Here is a 19,217-nt window from a genome sequence, read left to right as displayed (position 1 = left end):
AGGTCCATCATGAAATTCGAAGGCATTTACACCCCCGCGATCACGCCCCTGGCGGCCGACGGCACGATCGACAACACGGCATTCGCCGAGGTGCTGGAATACCTGGTCGAGCAAGGCGTACACGGCATCATCATCGCCGGCTCCACCGGCGAGTACTACGCCCACACCACCCAGGAGCGCCTGGCGCTGGCGAAGCTGGCCAGGGAAGTGATCGGCACCCGCACGCAGCTGATCATCGGCACCGGCGCCATCCGCACCGAGGAATCCGTCGAGTACGCAAGGCTGGCGAAAGACATCAAGGCCGACGCCATCCTGGTCGGCACCCCGCCCTACGCCCTGCCGACCGAGCGCGAGAATGCGGCGCACGCGCTGGCCATCGACGCCGCCGCCGGCCTGCCCATCATGCTCTACAACTACCCGGGCCGCATGGGCATGTCCATGGGCCGCGAGTTCTTCGAGACCGTCACGCGCGAATCGAAGAACGTCGCCGCCATCAAGGAAAGCTCGGGCCAGACGAACCAGCTGCACATGCTGGCGCGCGACTTCCCGCAGATCGGCCTGTCCTGCGGCTGGGACGACCAGGCGCTGGAATTCTTTGCCTGGGGCGCGCGCAGCTGGGTCTGCGCCGGCTCGAACTTCCTGCCGCGCGAGCACATCGCGCTGTACCAGGCCTGCGCCGTCGAGAAGGACTTCGACAAGGGCCGCCGCATCATGGCCGCCATGCTGCCGCTGATGGATTACCTGGAAGGCGGCAAGTTCGTCCAGGCGATCAAGCACGGCTGCGCCCTGGCCGGCTTGCGTCCGGGCGGCGTGCGCGCACCGCTGCAGGGCCTGGAGGAAAGCGAGCAGCAGGCCTTGCAGGCGGTCGTGGCCAAGCTGAAAAGCGACGTGGCCGCCATCGTTGGAGGGACCGCGTGATGACCGCCGCACTCCTGAACAAAGCCGAGTACGCTGCCCTGGCTGAAAGCTTGGCCTTCCCGACCCAGGCCTTTGTCGACGGCGCCTTCCGCCCTGCCCTCTCCGGCCGGACCTTCGAGACCACCGATCCAGCCACGGGCAAGGTGCTGGCCCGGATCGCCGCCTGCGCGGCCGAGGATGTCGACCTGGCCGTGGCAGCCGCCAGGGCCGCCTTCGACGACGGCCGCTGGAGCCGCCTTTCGCCGAACGAGCGCAAGCACACGCTGCTGCGCTTTGCCGACCTGCTGGAACAACACGGGCACGAGCTGGCCGTGATGGAAAGCCTCGATAGCGGCAAGCCCATCCGCGAATGCCAGAACACCGACCTGCCCGAGGCCATCCACACGATACGCTGGCACGCCGAACTGATCGACAAGATCTACGACCACACGGCGCCGGTCGGGTCGAATGCGCTGGCCCTGGTCGTGCGCGAAGCGATCGGCGTGGTCGGCCTGGTCCTGCCCTGGAACTTCCCGCTGCTGATGCTGGCCTGGAAGATCGGCCCTGCGCTGGCGGCCGGCTGCTCGGTGGTGGTCAAACCGGCCCAGGAAACCACCCTCACCGCCCTGCGCGTGGCCGAGCTGGCGCACCGGGCCGGCGTGCCGGCCGGCGTCTTCAACGTGCTGCCCGGCGGCGGCAAGGAAGTCGGCGAACCGATTGGCCGCCACCCGGACGTGGCCATGGTCAGCTTCACCGGCTCCACCGCCACCGGGCGCCGCTTCCTGCACTACGCGGCCGAATCGAACCTGAAGCGCGTGGTGCTCGAATGCGGCGGCAAGAACCCGGCCGTGGTGTTGAACGACGTGCAGGACCTCGACAGCGTGGCCCGGCACGTGGTCAACGGCGCTTTCTGGAACATGGGCGAGAACTGCTCGGCTTCGTCGCGCCTGATCGTCCATGCCGAGGTCAAGGCGGCGCTGCTGGAGCGCATCGGCGTGCACCTGCGCGACTGGAAGATGGGCGACCCGCTCGACCCCGACAACCGCCTCGGCGCCATGGTCAGCAAGGCCCATTTCGAGAAAGTGCGTTCCTACCTCGCGCAGGCCGCGGAGGAAAAGCTGGACCTGGTCTTCGGCGGCGACACCGAACATGGCGCCTTCGTGCAGCCGACCGTGTTCGACGGCGTGGGCAGCGGCAGCCGCCTGTTCCAGGAAGAGATCTTCGGCCCCGTGCTCGCGGTCACCACCTTCACGAGCATCGACGAGGCGATTGCCCTGGCCAACGACTCCGTGTATGGTCTTGCAGCCTCGGTCTACACCGACGACCTGCGCAGCGCCATCAAGGTCGCGCGCGCGATCCGCGCCGGCGTGGTCACGGTGAACTGCTTCGGCGAAGGCGACATCAGCACGCCTTTCGGCGGCTACAAGGAGTCCGGTTTCGGCGGGCGCGACAAGTCGCAATGGGCGCACGACCAGTACACCGAGATCAAGACCGTCTGGATCGACGCGCCGGCATAATTCGAAAGACAGAACCATGAAAAACACGAACAAGGCAACCCTGATCGGGTTGGTGGCGGTACTGCTGTGGAGTGCCATCGTCGGCCTGATCCGCAGCGTCAGCGAGCACCTGGGCCCCACCGGCGGCGCGGCCATGATGTACAGCGTGGCCTCGGTGTTCTTGCTGCTGTCGGTGGGCTGGGTCAGGCTGGGCGAGTTCCCGCGCCGCTACCTGGTCTGGGGCAGCCTGCTGTTCGTGGTGTATGAACTCTGCCTGTCGCTGTCGATCGGCTATGCCAACACCGCGCGCCAGGCCATCGAGGTCGGCATGGTCAACTACCTGTGGCCCACCTTCACCGTCCTTGCCGCGATCCTGTTCAACCGCCAGAAGGCCAACTGGCTGATCGTGCCCGGCTTCGTGCTGTCGATCGTCGGCATCTGCTGGGTGCTGGGCAGCGATCAGGGTATCGACGTCGGCGGCATGCTGGCCAACGTGCGCGACAACCCGCTCAGCTACGGCCTGGCCTTTGCCGGCGCGCTGATCTGGGCCGCCTACTGCACCGTGACCGCGCGCATCGCCGGCGGCAAGAACGGCGTGACGCTGTTCTTCATCCTGGTCTCGATCAGCCTGTGGGTGAAATACCTGCTCGAGGGCGGCGGCGCGATGGACTTCAGCCTGGAGGCGATTGTCTACCTGTTGCTGGCGGCCGGCGCCATGGGCTTCGGCTACGGCGCCTGGAACGTGGGCATCCTGCACGGTAACGTGACCGTGCTGGCCGGGGCGTCCTACTTCATCCCGGTGTTCTCGGCGGCGCTCTCGACGCTGCTGCTGCGCGCACCGCTGCCGCTGTCGTTCTGGCAGGGCGCGGCCATGGTTTGCGGCGGCGCCATCCTGTGCTGGCTGGCCACGCGCGCCGGCACCAGGCGCACCGCACCAGCATCCGCAGGGGCGCCCGCAGCAAACAACTGAGGCGGCCTGCCACGCAGGGTGGGTTCTCGAACCCACCAAGGCGCATCGCTTTCGCCCTTCGCAACAACGGAGACTTCAGCATGCAAGCGAATCAGCAGCGGCGTTCGCGGTCGGCGCTCGCCTGGACCTTTCTCGTCTCCTGCACGCTGGCGCCGCCCGCGGCATGGTGCCAGGGCAGCGTGGCGGTATCCGGCTTCATCGACGCCGGCATCTACCGCGACATCGACCAGGACTGGAAGATCGGCCCCATCCAGCGCAGCCATCTCGCCTTCAGCGGCAAGGAAGACCTGGGCGGCGGCACCGCCTTCATCTTCCGGCTCAGCACACGCTTCGAGACCGACACCGGCACCCTCGAGGAATCGAACAAGCCGCTGTGGCACGACGAAGCCACGATCGGCATCAGCGGCAAGTACGGCACGCTGCAGGTGGGCCGGCGCATGGATGCGCTGTACGCGAACGACTGGATCTTCGATCCCTGGAATTACTACGACCGCATCGCCTCCCCGGCCTGGGACCTGTGGCGTTATCACTTCGCCTCCGACCCAAGCGCCAACCGCGGCGGCACGCCGGACTGGGGACGGCTGAACAACGGCATCTTCTACGATTCGCCCAGCCTTGCCGGCTTCACGCTGCACCTGAGCGGCTCGCCCGAATCGTCCCCCGGGGACCGCGAGAAGGCGCTGATGACGGCGCTGCGCTACCAGCACGAACATGGCGCGGCGATGCTCGCGCACGGCCGCAACAGCGCGGGCGATACGGACAGTTTCGTCGGCTTGAAGCTGATCGCGTCCGGGTTCAGCGTGATGGGCGGGGTTGATCTCAGCAAGTCGGGGGCGTCGACCGCCAAAGCCTGGTCGCTCGGCGCCAGCATGGACGTGCGCCGGACCACCTTCCGCGCCGGCATCGGCCGTCTGAACGTCGACGGCGTCATGGGGCAGAAGATGCTGGGACTCGGCATTAAGCAGGCGCTCTCAAAACGCACCAGTTTGTATGCCGACTTCGCGCGCAAGGCCTACCCGACGCGGACCGCATCGACCTATGGCCTGGGCATGGTCCACACCTTCTGACGGCAACAGCCCGGGTCGGGGCCGACATCCGGACACGGCCTCGGCTTTGGCCGCCACGCCCTCCCCCGCAGCAGCAGGTGAAAGCTTATTCCCCGGGCTGATTGCGCGTCGACAGCGCCACGATCGCCGTGCTGGCGGCCACCACCAGCGCATCTTCGATCAGTCCGCTGCGGGTCTGGCCCATGCGCGCCATCGCCTGCTTGCGGCAGGCCAGCGTGGCATACGCGAGCGGCACGGCGGTGGCAACGGCAACCGCGGCGCCGGCCTTTTCGCGGCCCTTCGGCGCCAGCGCCGCGCCGGCAATCCCGGCGCTCATGACGCGCGCCAGCAAGCCCAGGGCGACGGTGCGGTCCGGCGCCGACTTCATCTTGTCGCCGAACAGCTCGCCCACGCCCATGGCCAGGGCGCCGTACTTGAAGACCGGACGGTTCAGGAGAAAGATGTCGCCGGTCGTATCGCGGCCCGCCAGGCGTGCCGTTGCAATGGTGGCCATCGGCGTCATCGAGCGCGCACTGGCGACGGCGCCGATCAAAATGGACGAAAGCAGGCTGCGGATTTCCATCTTTGTACTCCTGTGTTGAATGCGTGATTGAACGGCGGGCACCTGCGACACGCTGAGGCAGCGCTGATCGTCGTGCACACCGGTTCATTCAGATTCTACGCAACAGCTGGCAAGCTCAGCGTTCGGTACTTAACGGTAACGAACAGTCGAAAAAAATGCCGCCGGGCTTGCACCCTGGCGGCATTCCTGTATCGCGTCAGCGGCGAAGGCTTAGTGCACCTTCTGCTCCGCGCCCGTGATCTTGCGCATTTCTTCCAGCGAGGTCACGTTACCGGCTTTCAGCTCCTGCTCGTCGATGCTGCCACGTACCTTCTTGACGTCCGAAGCGGTGGCGGCTGCGGCGTTGTTGCCCCAGCTCTGGCGCACGAAGGTCACCAGTTGCGCCGTCTCGTCATCCGACAGGCGCCATGCGAAGCCCGGCATGCCGAGGTCCGACGGTGCGGTCTTGGTCGATGGCAGGCGGCTGCCGGCCAGGACCACGCGGATCAGCGAGGTCGGATCGTCCGACAGCACGGTCGGATTGCCTGGCAGTGCCGGGAACACGATGCGGTTCGACTTGCCGTCGGTACGGTGGCAGGCCGCGCAGTTGTCCAGGTAGAGCTGGGCGCCGCGGTTCTTCTCGATACCGACGAACAGTTCCTTGGCCGTGGTGTCGTTCGCCGCGAAGGTCGACTTGGTCTTGCCCGTTGCCGGCAGCGTCTTCAGGTAAGCGGCCATCGCGTTCAGGTCGGCGTCCGTCATGTGCTGGGTGCTGTGCGAGACCACGTCGTTCATCGGACCGCCCACCACAGCCGTGTGGCTGTTGCGCGCGCTCTTGAGGGTGTCGACGATGTCCTTCTGGCTCCAGTCGCCCATGCCGCCGACCTTGTCGCCGCGCAGGTTGACCGCCAGCCAGCCGTCGATCAGCGGACCGCCCGACAGGTATTCCGGACCGGATTCGTCCAGCGCCAGTTCGCTCATGGTAGCCGAGCGAGGCGTGTGGCAGCTGCCGCAGTGGCCCAGGCTCTGCACCAGGTAGGCGCCGCGTGCGATGTTGGCGTCGGCGTACTTGCCGGCGTTGATCGGTGCCACTTCCGGCGCGAACTGCTTGCGCCAGATCGACAGCGGCCAGCGGATCGACAGCGGCCACGGGATATCGCTGGCGCGGTTTTCCGCCGCCACCGGCGCCACGCCCTTCATGAAGTAGACGTACAGGGCGCGCAGGTCCTGGTCGCTCATCTTCGCGTACGACGGGTAAGGCATCGACGGGTACAGCGTGCCGCCGCCCGGCTTGATGCCGTGGCGGACAGCGCGGTCGAAGTCGTTCAGCGAGTAGTTGCCGATACCGGTGTTCTTGTCGGGCGTGATGTTGGTGGCGTACATCGTGCCGATCGGCGACTCGATGCCGCGTCCGCCGGCGTACTGCTTGCCGTTGCCCGCGGTGTGGCAGGCGATACAGTCCGACGCCACGGCCACGTAGCGGCCCGCTTCGATCAGCTGCTTTTCTTCGGCGCTGCCGGCCGCCACTTGCTGGCCTGGGCCGATGTCACGGGTATCGGTCGGGATCAGCGCGTAGGCCAGTGCGCCGACGAATACCAGGGCGCCTGCGCCGACGACGCCGGCGAGGATTTTTTTCTTGGAACTCATGCTCATCCTTGCGTCTTATGCCTGCACCAGCGGGCCCGGGTTTTTCAAGTACAGCTCGCGTACCGCCTTGGCGCACCAGTAGGTCAGTGCGCCGACCATGCCGGTCGGGTTGTAGCCGTTGTTCTGCGGGAAGGCGTTGGCGCCCGGTGCGAACACGTTGGCCACGTCCCACGATTGCAGGTACTTGTTCAGGGCCGAGGTCTTCGGGTTCGTGCCCATGATCGCGCCGCCGCAGGTGTGGGTCGACTGGTACTGGGTGATGTTGTAGTGCGAGCCGTCCTTCTTGGCGTCGCCCTTCATCGCCTTCGGTCCCAGGACCTTGCACATATCGGTGGCTTTCTCGACCAGGTACTGCGAGGCCTTGATCTCGTTGTCGTGCCAGTCGAAGGTCATGCGCAGCAGCGGACGGCCAAAGGCATCTTTATACGTCGGGTCCAGGCTCAGGTAAGCGTCGTCGTACGACATGCAGGAACCCTGCACTTCGTAGTAGAACGAGTGGCGGAAGGCTTCCTTCACTCCCTTCTTCCATTCGCTGCCCCAGGCCGGCACGCCCGGCGGGGTGGCGATGCCGCGCACCGGACCGGCGCCAGGCTGGCGCGCCCAGATGATGCCGCCGCCGATGTAGCCGGTCTTGGACGAATCGTTGCGGTTGCCGTTCAAATCGTCGAAGGTGGTGCCGGCGCCGCCGATACCGATGAACTGGTTGGCCTGCACGGTCTCGTCGAAGAACAGCGAAACGCGATTCAGGTTCTGATACGAGTAGTTGTTGCCGACGTTACCGGTTTTCGATACCGGGTCGTATGGGGTACCGATGCCCGACACCAGCATCATGTGCACGTTGAACAGCGAGAACGCGCACAGCAGGACCAGGTCGGCCGGCTGTTCGGTTTCGCGGCCTTCCGCGTCCAGGTACGAAACACCGGTCGCCATCTTCTTGTCGGCGGTCAGGTTCACCTTCAGCACCTGGGCGTGGGTGCGCAGGGTGAAGTTCTCGCGGGTGCGCAGCACCGGCAGGATGTTGACGTTCGGGCTGGCCTTGGAGTAGTTCAGGCAGCCGTAGTCCGAGCAGAAGCCGCAGGCGTTGCACGGGCCCATCTGGCAGCCGTACGGGTTGATGTACGGAGCCGAGGCGTTCGATGCCGGGATCGGGAACGGGTGGTAGCCCATTTCGCGCGCGGCCTTGTAGAACCATTCGGCGCCCAGGTAGCTCGGGTTCGGACCGAGCGGGTAGTCGCGCTTGCGCGAGCCTTCGAACGGATTGCCGCCTTCGACGATCTGGCCGTTGATGACGCCGCCCTTGCCCGAGGTGCCGCACACATATTCGAAGTGGTCGAAGTGCGGTTCCAGGTCTTCATACGTGACCGGGAAATCCTGCACCGTCATGTTGGCCGGGATGAAGTTCTTGCCGAAGCGCTGCTCCAGATTGGAACGCACCTTGAAGTCTTCCGGCAGTGCGCGGAAGTGGGCGCCCGACCAGTGGCTGCCGGCGCCGCCGACGCCGGTGCCCGGCTTGAACGAACCCATCTGGCGGTAAGGCACGGCGGTGTCGTTGATGCCGTGGCGGATGGTCACGGTTTCCTGGTTCAGCGACTGCAGGTACTTGCGGTGCACCGAGCCTTCGAGTTCGTCGACCACGCGCGGGTACGAGAAATCGGTTTGCGTGTCGCGGTCCGGGCCGCGCTCGAGTGCGACCACGTTCAGGCCGGCGTCGGTGAGTTCCTTGGCCATGATGGCGCCGGTCCAGCCCATGCCGACGATAACGACGTCTACTTTGTTTTTTACGATTGCCATGTTGTTTTTATCCTCTGCGTCCTGCCAGGTCCACCGGTCCGATCGGATACGGTTTGTCGCGCACCTCGACCCAGTCGAGGTAATCGGCGCGCATGCCCGGGTAGCCGATCATTTTCCAGGCGCCCATGTTCTTGTTGCCGCCGTGGCGCGGGTCGGCGAAGTAGCCGTTGCGGGTTTCGTTCAGCAAATTGCTGAAGAAGAGCTTCGACGAAATGTTTTCCAGCTTGATCTTGCCGGCTTCGGCATCCTTCAGCAGGGCTTCCTGCTTGGCCACGCCCAGGTCGGCGAAACGCTTGCCCGAGAAGTTCGCGGTGCAGTGGGCGTCCATGGCCTTGATGCCGACGCGCAGGATGTCGCGCAGCGGCAGCTTGCCCTGGTAGCCGAACTCGGGCGCCGCTTCCAGGAACGGGCCCTGCATGTACCACACGCCGCCATTGGCGTACGGGGTCTGCATGTGGCGGTCGAGGAATTCCAGCACGCCGGATTCGACGGCGCCCGGACCGTGCTCGTCGTGCGGGATCAGGCGGTCGACGGCGGCGCCGAGGAAGCGCCATTCGTCGGCACTGAAGAAGGTCGGCTTGTAGTCGTCGGGCTTGCCTTCGGCCGTGGTCGTCGTGCTGGCGGTGGCGCCGGTGACGCCCTGGATGGCGCCGGCAACGCCGACGCCCATCGGCACGAAGACGAGACTCTTGATCAGGCTCCGGCGGGAGGGGGATTTGGTTTCGTCAGACATAACAGTTCTCGGTAATGACGTCACGCCCGGCCGGGCGTGCGTGGGGAACTTTCAAAAAGGGGGCGATGCTACACGGAAATACGCGCGCACGGGAGGCGGATACACGGCTGATACAAAACGGCCATGTAACAGTTGCAGAGCTGCGACGGATTACGGGTAATCCACAATAGGCAGGGCAATCGTGCGCGACCCCGATACACAATCCCCCAGGACAGCGGGCTTTTGTGCAGGTAAATACTACCTGGGAATAGTCTTCGCGCATCGCTGCATCATAGACAGATGCAGCGAAAAGGCGCGCACGCGAGCCGCGAGGATTGTTAAATCGCGGCGGTGGGCGGGAGAATGTGGACAGGAATGTCCGGAAAGGCAGAGCCGCTAACGGGCTGGCGCGGTTGCGCTGTCGGTATGCGTGTGCTCTACAGCGTGGACACAGGTGTCCACCCTACGAAATACTCGGTAATTGTAGGGTGGACCAGGCCGCGCAAGGCACCTGTGTCCATGCGGTTGTTCGGCTGCGCGCTGCAATGCTTATTAACGGCCGAGCAGCATGCGCACCGGCGCCTTCGACACCATCACCGCCCCGCCCTCGTCCTCGAGCTTGAAGCCGCTCACTACCTGCGCCAGCCTGGCCGCCTGCTCTTCCAGCGCGCCTGCTGCCGCCGCCGCTTCCTCGACCAGCGCCGCATTCTGCTGGGTCACGTCGTCCATGGCCGCGATCGACACGTTCACCTGGCCGATGCCCTGGCTCTGCTCGCTGCTGGCGGCGTCGATCTCGCTCATCAGGTCGGCCACGCGCTGCACCGCCTGGACGATGCCGGTCATGGTGGCGCCGGCCGTGTCGACCAGGCGCGCGCCCGCTTCCACCTGCGCGCTCGATGCGCCGATCAAATCCTTGATCTCCTTGGCCGCCGCCGCCGAGCGCTGGGCCAGGTTGCGCACCTCGGAAGCGACGACCGCGAAGCCGCGTCCCTGTTCGCCGGCGCGGGCCGCTTCCACCGCCGCGTTCAGCGCCAGGATATTGGTCTGGAAGGCGATGCCGTCGATCACGCCGATGATGTCGGCGATTTTGCGCGAGCTGTCGGAGATGGCCCCCATCTTCGCCACCACGTCGCCCACCACCGTGCCGCCTGCGCGCGCCTGCTCGCTGGCCGACATCACCAGCCCGTTGGCCTGGCGCGCATTGTCGGCATTCTGGCGCACGGTCGATGTCAACTCTTCCATCGCGGCGGCCGTCTCTTCCAGGCTCGACGCCTGTGCTTCGGTACGGCTCGACAGGTTCAGGTTGCCGGCCGCGATTTCGGCCGAGGCGCCGGCAATCGCGTGGGTGCTGTCGCGCACTTCGCTCATGGTGCGGTTCAGCGACGAGACGAAGCGGTTGAAGGCGTCGGCCAGCCGGCCGACTTCATCCTCGCTCTCGACCGGCATGCGGCGCGTCAGGTCGCCCTTGCCATCGGCGATCTCGTCCAGCATGGCGGCGGCGCGCGAGACCGGCGCGGCGATCGCGCGGCTGATCAGGAAGATCAGCACCAGGCCAATGCCGCCACCGATCACGCCGGCCGCCAGGCTCGCCAGCAGGGTCGAGCGGGTCAGTTCGCCCAGCACTTCGCTTTCCGGCACTTCGGCGATGACGTACAGGCCCAGCTCGGGGATATACGACGAGGCCACGATCATCTCGCCCTGCGCCGAGGCATGGGCGGCATGCGCGAACTTCGCTTTGCCGAGCAGGCCGGCCATCAGGTCCGGCCCGAAGCCCGGCAAGTCCTTCATGTTGTGCGCGCCGTCGGCCAGGGCGGCGTCGCGGTGCAGCAGGATGGTACCGTCCTCGCGCACCAGGTACACGTAGCCCGACGCGCCGACCTTGTAGGCGCGCACCGCTTCGCCAAGCGCATTGATCGACAAACCAAGGCCGGCCACCGCCAGCTTGCCGTCGCCGGCATCGGCACGGGTATTGATGAAGAGTTTCAGTTCGCCGGTCTTGGGTCCAGGCCGGCGCGTTCCCAGGCCTGCACATAGGTATTGCCGGCAACGCCGAGCGAGGCGCTCAAGGGGCCGGTGATCTGGCGCAGCACATCGTTGCGGATCTCGCCGACCACGGCCGGCAGCTCGTGGTTGACGACGCGCGCACGCATGCCGCGTCCGGTCAGGCTGACGCTGAGGGCAGCGGAAATCGCGATGAAGAGCAGCAGGCAGGCGGCCATGCCGAGCATGAGCTTGGTCTTGATCGACCGGCGGCGTAGGAGTCGGGCAAACATGGAAATAAATCTGTTAGAAAAAGGAAAATTGCTCAATTGCATGGTCTCCCGAGCGCATCTGGCTGGTCAACCTTATTCAATCCGGGTATTTGCAGGGTGATAAAGAAACGTTGCACATGCGCCGCAACGGTGCATTTTGACCAACATCAGCATTCCTCGATGTTGAGCTAATTGCACCAAGACAATACCGGGCGCGGCGCTCATACTTCCCGCTTCCGCCAATCAGCCCACCACCATCACGAGGTGACCAGTGCGTCCTCTTTCAAAACGACCAGGTAACCCGCTTGGTGTGCGCCTGCGCCAACGCCTCGACCTCGCGCGGCGCGCGGGCAGCACAGCACGCACCGAACTGGCCACCCTGCGCGATGCCCACGACCGCCTGCAGGCCCGCTTCGCGCTGCTGCGCGAGTCGACCAGCGACGGTCTGTGGGACGTCGAACTGGGCGAGCGTAAACTCATGGACCCGGCCAACGAATTCATCTGGTCCGAGCAGGTGCGGCGCATGGTCGGCTATGGCGATACGGGCGAACTGCCGAACGGACTGTCCAGCCTCCTGAAACTGCTGCACCCCGACGACGTGTTGCCGACGGTCACTGCCTTCACCGCCCACATCCACGACCGCAGCGGCCAGACGCCCTACGACGTGACCTACCGCCTGCGCTGCAAGAGCGGCGAATACCGCTGGTTCCGCGCCCTCAGCCACGCCCAGCGCAACGCGGCCGGCCATGCGATCCGCGTGGCCGGCGCCCTCACCGACATCACCGACCGGCGCGCCATGCTGGCCCTGAAGCGCTATGCCGAGGCCATCGTCGCCAGCCTGCCGACCGGGCTGATGGTGCTCGACGGCGAGCTGTACATCCAGAGCATGAACCGCGCCTTTTGCGACATCGTCGGCCTGGCCGACGAAGCGCAGATGCGCGGCCAGGACTTCGGCGCGGTGATCCCGAAATCGGAGATCCGCGACCTGGCCGCCGCCCTGCTGGCCGCCGGCGACACCCGCCACGGCATCGTGGTCGACCTCGGAGACAAACACCTGCGCGTGGCGATGGCGGCGATCGTGCTGGCCGAGGGCGAACGGCGCCTGCTGGTGATGGCCGAAGACGTGACCGAGGAGCAGCGCCTGCGCGACGAAGCCCGCCACAACGCCGCGCGCTACCGCGACCAGGCTTCGCTGCTGGACAAGGCGCGCGACGCCATCATCGTGCGCGGCATCGACGGCCGCGTGCAGTTCTGGAACAAGGGCGCCCAGCGCCTGTACGGCTGGAGCAGCGAGGAAGTGCTGGGCCACCGCATCGACCACTGGCTGTACCGCGACGGCCCGGCCGCCTCCGCCGCAGTGGTGAAGGTCACGCTGGAGGCCGGCGAGTGGAGCGGCGAGATCGCCCAGCGGCGCAAGGACGGCGCCCTGCTCACGGTCGAAGGTTACTGGACCCTGGTGCGCGACGACGCGGAGCGTCCCAAGGCCTTCCTGGTCATCAATACCGACATCACCCAGCGCAAGGCCAGCGACGAGAAGATCCGCAACCTGGCCTTGTACGACACCCTCACCGGCCTGGCCAACCGCACCCTGCTCACCGACCGCATGGCCAGCGCGCTCGAACGCGCGGGACAGGCCGACGATCCCCTGGCGGTGCTGTTCCTCGACCTGAACCGCTTCAAGGAGATCAACGACACGCAGGGTCACGGCGTGGGCGACCAGGTGCTGGTGAAGGTGGCGCGGCGCTTCCAGGCCGCGCTGCGCGAGGAAGAAGTGCTGGCGCGCCTGGCCGGCGACGAATTCGTGGTGGTGGCCGAGCGCGCCGACGCCGCGGTGGCCGCGCGCATCGCCCAGCGCCTGGTCGACGCCATGCAGGACCCGGTGGCGACCCACGGCCAGACCTTCCCGGTCGGTTTGTCGATCGGCATCGCCACCTTCCCGCGCGACGGCCTGTGCATGGACGACCTGCTGAAACGCGCCGACATCGCCATGTACCGCGCCAAGGCGGCCGGCGGTGGCTTCATGTTCTACCAGCCCGAGATGAGCGTGGGCCTGCTCGAGCGCATCGAGCTGGCCAAGGATTTATCCGGCGCGCTGGCCGCCAATGCGCTGTCGCTCCACTACCAGCCGCAGGTCGACCTGGCCAGCGGCCGCGCCATCGGCGCCGAAGCCCTGCTGCGCTGGCACGACCCGCGGCGCGGCTGGGTCAGTCCCGGCGTGTTCATCCCGATTGCCGAGAGCCGCGGCATGATCTGCGCGCTGGGGCGCTGGGTGCTGGGCGAAGCCTGCCGCCAGATGCGCGCCTGGAACGACGCCGGCCTGCGCTTCCCGGGCCGGCTGTGGATCAACCTCGCGGCCCAGCAGCTGGAAGAACCCGATCTCGTGGCCAGCATCCGCGGCATCACCGGCGCCGCCGGCATCGCCCCTGGCTGCCTGGCGCTGGAACTGACCGAGAGCGGGCTGATGGCCGACGTCGAGGGCTCGATCCGCACCATGGCCACCCTGCGCGAGGACGGGTTCGCGATTGCCATCGACGACTTCGGCACGGGTTATTCGTCGCTGGCCTACCTGAAGCGGCTGCCGGCGGACAAACTGAAGATCGACATGTCGTTCGTGCGCGAAATGCTGACCGACCGCCACGACTACACGATTGTCACCACCATCATCGGCATGGCGCGCAACCTGGGGCTGGACGTGATTGCCGAGGGCGTGGAAGAAGGCGCGCAGGCGCAGGCGCTGCGCTCGCTCGGCTGCGGCGAAGCGCAGGGCTACTATTTCGGGAAGCCAGTGCCGGCGGAGGTGTTTGCGCAGACGTGGTTAATGACAGCGTAACCGCAAGCCCGTGGCGCCACCCGTACGGTGGGCACTCCGTGCCCACGCGGTTACGTGCGTATCCTTTTGCCCGCGGCCGTGGCCAGTCGCCCGCAAACCCAAACCCTGGCCATGTCCGTCTCATGCTGTACGAGCGACACCTCACTGCCCGTGACTACGGACACGTGCGTACCGCGTGGGCACGGAGTGCCCACCCTACGATCCTGGCCGCAGGCCGCTGTTGACGGAGGCCGCAGATCACCGTTCACCACAACCGCAAGCCGCCAATAAAAAATGCCGCCCGGTCGAAACGGGGCGGCATTGTCATTCGACTGAAGTCGGATTACTTCTCGTGCAGGAAGGTCTTCAGCTTGTCCGAACGCGAAGGCTGGCGCAGCTTGCTCATGGCCTTGGCTTCGATCTGGCGAATCCGCTCGCGGGTCACGTCGAACTGCTTGCCGACTTCTTCCAGCGTGTGGTCGTTCGACATCTCGACGCCGTAACGCATGCGCAGCACCTTGGCTTCGCGCGGGGTCAGCGAGTCCAGCACTTCCTTGATCACGTTGCGCATCGACGCGTGCAGCGCGGCGTCGAGCGGTGCCAGGGTCGTGTTGTCTTCGATGAAGTCGCCCAGCTGCGAATCGCCGTCCTCGCCCATCGGGGTTTCCATCGAAATCGGTTCCTTGGCGATCTTCATGATCTCGCGGACCTTGTTCTCCGGCATTTCCATCTTCTCGGCCAGGGTGGCCAGGTCCGGCTCGCTGCCGGTTTCCTGCATGATCTGGCGCGAGATGCGGTTCATCTTGTTGATGGTCTCGATCATGTGCACCGGCACGCGGATGGTACGGGCCATGTCGGCGATCGAACGCGTGATCGCCTGGCGAATCCACCAGGTGGCGTAGGTCGAGAACTTATAGCCACGACGGTACTCGAACTTGTCCACCGCCTTCAGCAGGCCGATGTTGCCTTCCTGGATCAGATCCAGGAATTGCAGGCCGCGGTTGATGTACTTCTTAGCGATCGAGATCACCAGGCGCAGGTTAGCCACAGTCATTTCGCGCTTCGCGGTACGCGCACGCTTTTCGCCGGCAGCCATCTGCTTGTTGATCTTGCGCAGGTCGGCCAGCGGCAGCGCCACGCGCGCCTGCAGGTCGATCATGCGCTGCTGCAGTTCCTTGATCGCCGGCAGGTTACGGCTCAGCACCGCGCTGTACGGGTAGGCGCAGTCGACTTCGCGGTCGCCCCATTCCAGGTCGGTTTCGTTGCCCGGGAAGACCTTGATGAAGTGGGCGCGCGGCATGCCGCAGCGGTTCACGCAGATGTCCAGCACGGCGCGCTCGATCGAACGCACTTCGTCCATCTGGCCGCGCAGCGAATCGCACAGCTTTTCCACGACCTTGGCGGTGAAGCGGATGCCCAGCAGCTCGTTCGAGATGATGTCCTGCGCCTTCACATACGCAGCCGAACCGTAGCCGGTGCTCTTGAAGGCGTGGCCCATGCGGTCGAATTGCTCTTCGATCAGCTTGAACTTCTCCAGCGCGCTCTTCTTCAGCTGCGCCAGCTGCTCGGCCGAATAGCCGGCCGCGCCGCCGCTGGCCGATTCGCCCTCTTCTTCCTCGTCTTCCACTTCTTCCTCATCCTCGTCGTCCGAGGCGGCGGCAGGCGGCGGGGTCGTCGCGGCGGCGTTTTCGTTCAGGTCGACGAAGCCGTCCACGACTTCGTCGATCTTCAGTTCGTCGCTGGCGATCTTGTGCGACAGCGCGATGATTTCCGAAATCGTGATCGGGCAGGCCGAAATGGCTTGCACCATGTCCTTCAGGCCACCCTCGATGCGCTTGGCGATCTCGATCTCGCCTTCGCGCGTCAGCAGCGACACCGCGCCCATTTCGCGCATGTACATGCGGACCGGGTCGGTGGTGCGGCCGAAGTCGGAGTCGACGGTCGACAGCGCGGTCGCGGCAGCGGCTTCCACTTCATCTTCGCTGGTCGGCGTGACGGCGTTATCCGACAGCAGCATCATTTCCGCTTCAGGGGCGCGCTCGTAGACGGCGATGCCCATGTCGTTGAAGGTGGCGATGATGCCTTCGATCGCTTCCGGATCGATGATGTTTTCCGGCAGGTGGTCGTTGATCTCCGCATGGGTCAGGTAGCCGCGCTCCTTGCCCATGTTGATCAGGTTGCGCAGCTGCTGGCGGCGCTTTTCCAGTTCCTCGCCCGAGAAGCCTTCCTCGCTCAGGCCGGCGATGCCCTTGGCCTTGCGCTCGCGCGCCTTCGACACGGCCTTCAGTTCGGCGCGCTCGACGGCGTTCAGCGCTGCGACTTCGTCGTTCTCCGGCATGAATTCGCTCGGCTTGCGACCACGGCGGCCCGGCACCTTGACTTGCGGCAGCAGGTAACCGGTGGTGTCGATGGCGGCCAGGGTGGCGGCGTCGGTGGTCTTGCTGACGGTGCTGCCGCCGGTGGCGATCACGGTCGGCGCTGCCGGTTCGATGCGGCGCGCGGTGCGGGTGCGCACGACTTTCGGCGCGGCTTCGGCGGCGGCAGTAGCGGCAGAGGCGGATGCAGATACGGGAACGGCCACGGCGGCCACGGCCGGCGCCGGCTCTTCGGCGGCTTTCAGCGCAGCCAGCTTCGAGGTGCGCTTGCGCACGATGACCGGGGCGACCGCCGGGGTGGTCGGCACGGTGTAGCCGAGGTCGGCTTCGGGAGCGTCGGCATCGGCAGGAGCGGCGGCCACGACAGGAGCGGCAGCCGGTTCGGCCTGCTGCACTGGCTGCGCGGCTTCGACGGCAGGCGCTGCGGCTTCCACGGCCGGCGCGGTGTCGGCCGGCGCAGCCGCGGCGGGCGCAACAGCCGCCGGCGCCATCTCGACCGGTGCTTCGGCCGCAGGCGCTTCAGCGGCAGGCGCAAGGGCGGCAGCTTCCACCGCCTCGGCCTGCGCCTTCAGCGAGGCCAGGCGCGAACGGGTCTTCACCACCGTTACCTTGGCCGCCGCTTCCGTTTCGAGGAAGTAGGAGGTCGCGGTTTTGGGCACGGCCAACTGGGCCGTGGTGGTTTTTGCCGGCGCCTTTTTCGCTGTCAGTGTCAGGGTCTTGGCGGTGTTCTTCATAAAAAAACTCTCCTGTCGCGGCGGGTGGATGCCTGCGAGGTCAATAATTCACCATGGCCCGCTGGGGCCGGGGAAGGGAAATCGGGAATGGCCCTAGCTAAGGGCGCACTGGCCGCAAATCAAGCCCGCCTTTTCCTGCGGCAGCATGCGGCATGGCCGGATGCGCGGGTGGCAGGGAGTCGAAAGGCGGTGATCAAGATGGCGCTGTGCATGTCGGAACGAAAAAAAGCCCGTCGGCTGAAACGGGCTTGTATCTAGTCTCGGTTAGGAAGAATAGAGGGGACAGTCGGCATTATGCCTTAAAGCAAGAATTGGTGACAATTGAAATATCCCATAATGGATATAAACAAACCACATAATATTGCCAGAGTGTCAGCAAGCCACTCTTCTGTCCGTCTGCGCCGGCGCAAGCCGTGCGCAAGGCAAGGGGCGGATCATACACGATTTCGCGGCACGCGGCGCGAGCTTGCCCGGTTCCATCAGGTAATGTTCATCCCGCAAATGTCACACGATTGCCGCACTAGTGCGAGCCCGCATGCTATCCTTCGCTTTCCTGCTATTACCATGAAGTCAATGAACACCATTAGTCCTGCCGCCGAATCCGCCGACGTCACCACCAGCACTCCCGCCGAGAACACCAGCACGGAAGCGACCACGTCGAGTCCCGCATCGGACAGCGCGTCGGCTACCGCGCCGGATACCGCGTCGGCCACTCCGGCGGAAACCGCGTCCGACACGCCCGCCCCTGCGGCTGCCCCGTCGGCTGGCGCGCCGGCCCCGTCCGCCCGCACCCTGCTCAAGCAATTGCAGCAGCAATTCCCCGCCTTCCGCGACTGCCTGCCGCTGGCCATCGGCATCGACAAGCAGCTGCTGGCGCGCATGCCTGGCCTGGACCGCAAGACCATGCGGGCCGCCCTCGGCATCCATACCGGCTCGATGCGCTACCTGCGCGCGATGGAAAAGGCCACCGTGCGCTACGACCTCGACGGTACGGCCGGCGCCGAAGTGACCGACACCCACCGCAGCCACGCCAAGGAGCAGCTGCAGCAGCGCTTCAAGAAGGAAGCCGAGCGCAAGAAGGCGGAAAAAGCCGCCGCTGCCGAAGCCGAAGCGGCGCGCCTGCGCCAGGAAAAGCTGCAGCAGCTGGCCTCCAAGTTCTCGCGCAGCTGAGCGGTCGTTGAGCGCGAACCTGGGCACCAGCACGGACATGCCGGCCGGGGAGGAGCTGCCTCCCTACATCGGCATCGCCCTGGCTGACGTGCGGCTCGTGAAAACGCCCGAAGACGCCGCCGCCGCCCTGGCGGCGCTGGCGGCGGCCGACGTGGTCGGCTTCGATACCGAATCCAAGCCGACCTTCGCCAAGGGCGAGGAATCGACCGGTCCGCACCTGGTGCAGCTTGCCACCGACGACACCGCCTACCTGCTGCAGGTGGGCGCGGCGCCGCTGCGCGCGGAGCTGCACGCCCTGCTGCGCACCGTGCTCGAGTCGCCGGCCATCCTGAAGGTCGGCTTCGGCCTGGGCGACGACCTGCGCCGCCTGCGCAGCAAGCTCGGTATCGACACGCAGAACGTGATCGATTTGTCGACCGCGCTGCGCCGCCGCGGCGAGCGCAACACCCTGGGCGCGAAGACCGCCGTGGCGCGCTTCTTTGCCCAGTCGCTGACGAAATCGAAGCGCATCACCACCACCAACTGGGCGTTGCCGCGCCTGTCCGAGAAGCAGATCCTGTACGCGGCCGACGACGCCCATGTCGCCCTGCGCATCTACCGCCACTGGCGCGCACAGCCGCCCGCCGCCCCAGGCGCGTAAAACCTGGCAGAAACCTATCATTGTTGACTGCTTCGGTTTAACAATCGGCGCGGTAATATTCCCGTGGCAACAACGCCTGAGCACGCAAGGGCGTTGCGCAAAATACGTACGCCAGT

At 65.9% G+C, this 19,217-nt stretch carries 12 protein-coding genes and 1 pseudogene; 7 read left to right on the top strand and 6 right to left on the bottom strand.

What is annotated here, in order from left to right; translation table 11 throughout:
- The first annotated feature begins 9 nt into the window (after positions 1-9).
- From LK540_RS00185 to LK540_RS00170, 4 genes are all read left to right on the top strand, one after another.
- Positions 10-918: a dihydrodipicolinate synthase family protein gene (locus tag LK540_RS00185; protein WP_229434862.1), complete on the top strand. Its 909-nt coding sequence runs from the start codon at positions 10-12 to the stop codon at positions 916-918.
- Entirely contained in the window at positions 918-2,414 is a 1,497-nt protein-coding gene (locus LK540_RS00180; RefSeq protein ID WP_229434861.1) for an aldehyde dehydrogenase, read from the top strand. Before LK540_RS00185 ends, LK540_RS00180 begins: the two co-directional genes overlap by 1 nt.
- Positions 2,415-2,430: 16 nt before the next feature.
- On the top strand, positions 2,431-3,363 hold the full coding sequence (gene yddG / locus LK540_RS00175) for an aromatic amino acid DMT transporter YddG (protein WP_229434859.1): 933 nt from the start codon (positions 2,431-2,433) through the stop codon (positions 3,361-3,363).
- A gap of 80 nt (positions 3,364-3,443) precedes the next feature.
- Positions 3,444-4,430 (top strand): porin, encoded by a 987-nt coding sequence (locus LK540_RS00170; protein WP_229434857.1) that lies wholly within the window; start codon positions 3,444-3,446, stop codon positions 4,428-4,430.
- 85 nt (positions 4,431-4,515) lie between these two features.
- Here LK540_RS00170 and LK540_RS00165 read toward each other — a convergent pair whose 3' ends face one another.
- The 5 genes and pseudogenes from LK540_RS00165 to LK540_RS00145 form a co-directional block, all read right to left on the bottom strand.
- On the bottom strand, positions 4,516-4,992 hold the full coding sequence (locus tag LK540_RS00165) for a hypothetical protein (RefSeq protein WP_229434855.1): 477 nt from the start codon (positions 4,990-4,992) through the stop codon (positions 4,516-4,518).
- Between the two features lie 210 nt (positions 4,993-5,202).
- Positions 5,203-6,618 (bottom strand): cytochrome c, encoded by a 1,416-nt coding sequence (locus LK540_RS00160; protein WP_229434853.1) that lies wholly within the window; start codon positions 6,616-6,618, stop codon positions 5,203-5,205.
- Between the two features lie 15 nt (positions 6,619-6,633).
- Positions 6,634-8,409 carry a GMC family oxidoreductase gene (locus LK540_RS00155; protein ID WP_229434851.1) on the bottom strand — a complete coding sequence of 592 codons (1,776 nt, stop codon included), beginning with the start codon at positions 8,407-8,409 and terminating at the stop codon, positions 6,634-6,636.
- A 7-nt stretch (positions 8,410-8,416) separates the two neighbouring features.
- The gene (locus LK540_RS00150; RefSeq protein WP_229434849.1) at positions 8,417-9,142 is read right to left on the bottom strand and encodes a gluconate 2-dehydrogenase subunit 3 family protein; all 726 of its coding nucleotides are present in this window, start codon (positions 9,140-9,142) and stop codon (positions 8,417-8,419) included.
- A gap of 531 nt (positions 9,143-9,673) precedes the next feature.
- Positions 9,674-11,394: pseudogene (locus LK540_RS00145) on the bottom strand (methyl-accepting chemotaxis protein).
- A 289-nt stretch (positions 11,395-11,683) separates the two neighbouring features.
- Here LK540_RS00145 and LK540_RS00135 point away from each other — a divergent pair.
- Entirely contained in the window at positions 11,684-14,203 is a 2,520-nt protein-coding gene (locus LK540_RS00135) for an EAL domain-containing protein (RefSeq protein ID WP_229434846.1), read from the top strand.
- A 322-nt stretch (positions 14,204-14,525) separates the two neighbouring features.
- Here LK540_RS00135 and rpoD read toward each other — a convergent pair whose 3' ends face one another.
- Entirely contained in the window at positions 14,526-17,291 is a 2,766-nt protein-coding gene (gene rpoD / locus LK540_RS00130) for an RNA polymerase sigma factor RpoD (RefSeq protein WP_229434844.1), read from the bottom strand.
- A 792-nt stretch (positions 17,292-18,083) separates the two neighbouring features.
- Between rpoD and LK540_RS00125 the strand changes: the two genes are divergently transcribed.
- Both LK540_RS00125 and LK540_RS00120 read left to right on the top strand, forming a co-directional pair.
- Positions 18,084-18,461 (top strand): ProQ/FINO family protein, encoded by a 378-nt coding sequence (locus tag LK540_RS00125; protein WP_229435899.1) that lies wholly within the window; start codon positions 18,084-18,086, stop codon positions 18,459-18,461.
- 37 nt (positions 18,462-18,498) lie between these two features.
- Positions 18,499-19,101, top strand: a complete 603-nt coding sequence (locus LK540_RS00120) for a 3'-5' exonuclease (RefSeq protein ID WP_229435898.1) — start codon at positions 18,499-18,501, stop codon at positions 19,099-19,101.
- Positions 19,102-19,217 lie beyond the last annotated feature (116 nt).

Source organism: Massilia sp. IC2-278 (genome assembly GCF_020708045.1).
Classification (GTDB): domain Bacteria; phylum Pseudomonadota; class Gammaproteobacteria; order Burkholderiales; family Burkholderiaceae_D; genus Telluria.
Note: the sequence above shows the minus strand (reverse complement) of the source record. Positions and strands in the feature narration are given on the sequence as shown.

What these genes read in the sequence shown, in the direction of transcription:
- LK540_RS00185 (WP_229434862.1), top strand. Translation starts at nt 10, where the DNA reads ATGAAATTCGAAGGCATTTACACCCCCGCGATCACGCCCCTGGCGGCC.
- LK540_RS00180 (WP_229434861.1), top strand. Translation starts at nt 918, where the DNA reads ATGACCGCCGCACTCCTGAACAAAGCCGAGTACGCTGCCCTGGCTGAA.
- yddG (WP_229434859.1), top strand. Translation starts at nt 2,431, where the DNA reads ATGAAAAACACGAACAAGGCAACCCTGATCGGGTTGGTGGCGGTACTG.
- LK540_RS00170 (WP_229434857.1), top strand. Translation starts at nt 3,444, where the DNA reads ATGCAAGCGAATCAGCAGCGGCGTTCGCGGTCGGCGCTCGCCTGGACC.
- LK540_RS00165 (WP_229434855.1), bottom strand. Translation starts at nt 4,992, where the DNA reads ATGGAAATCCGCAGCCTGCTTTCGTCCATTTTGATCGGCGCCGTCGCC.
- LK540_RS00160 (WP_229434853.1), bottom strand. Translation starts at nt 6,618, where the DNA reads ATGAGTTCCAAGAAAAAAATCCTCGCCGGCGTCGTCGGCGCAGGCGCC.
- LK540_RS00155 (WP_229434851.1), bottom strand. Translation starts at nt 8,409, where the DNA reads ATGGCAATCGTAAAAAACAAAGTAGACGTCGTTATCGTCGGCATGGGC.
- LK540_RS00150 (WP_229434849.1), bottom strand. Translation starts at nt 9,142, where the DNA reads ATGTCTGACGAAACCAAATCCCCCTCCCGCCGGAGCCTGATCAAGAGT.
- rpoD (WP_229434844.1), bottom strand. Translation starts at nt 17,291, where the DNA reads ATGAAGAACACCGCCAAGACCCTGACACTGACAGCGAAAAAGGCGCCG.
- LK540_RS00120 (WP_229435898.1), top strand. Translation starts at nt 18,499, where the DNA reads ATGCCGGCCGGGGAGGAGCTGCCTCCCTACATCGGCATCGCCCTGGCT.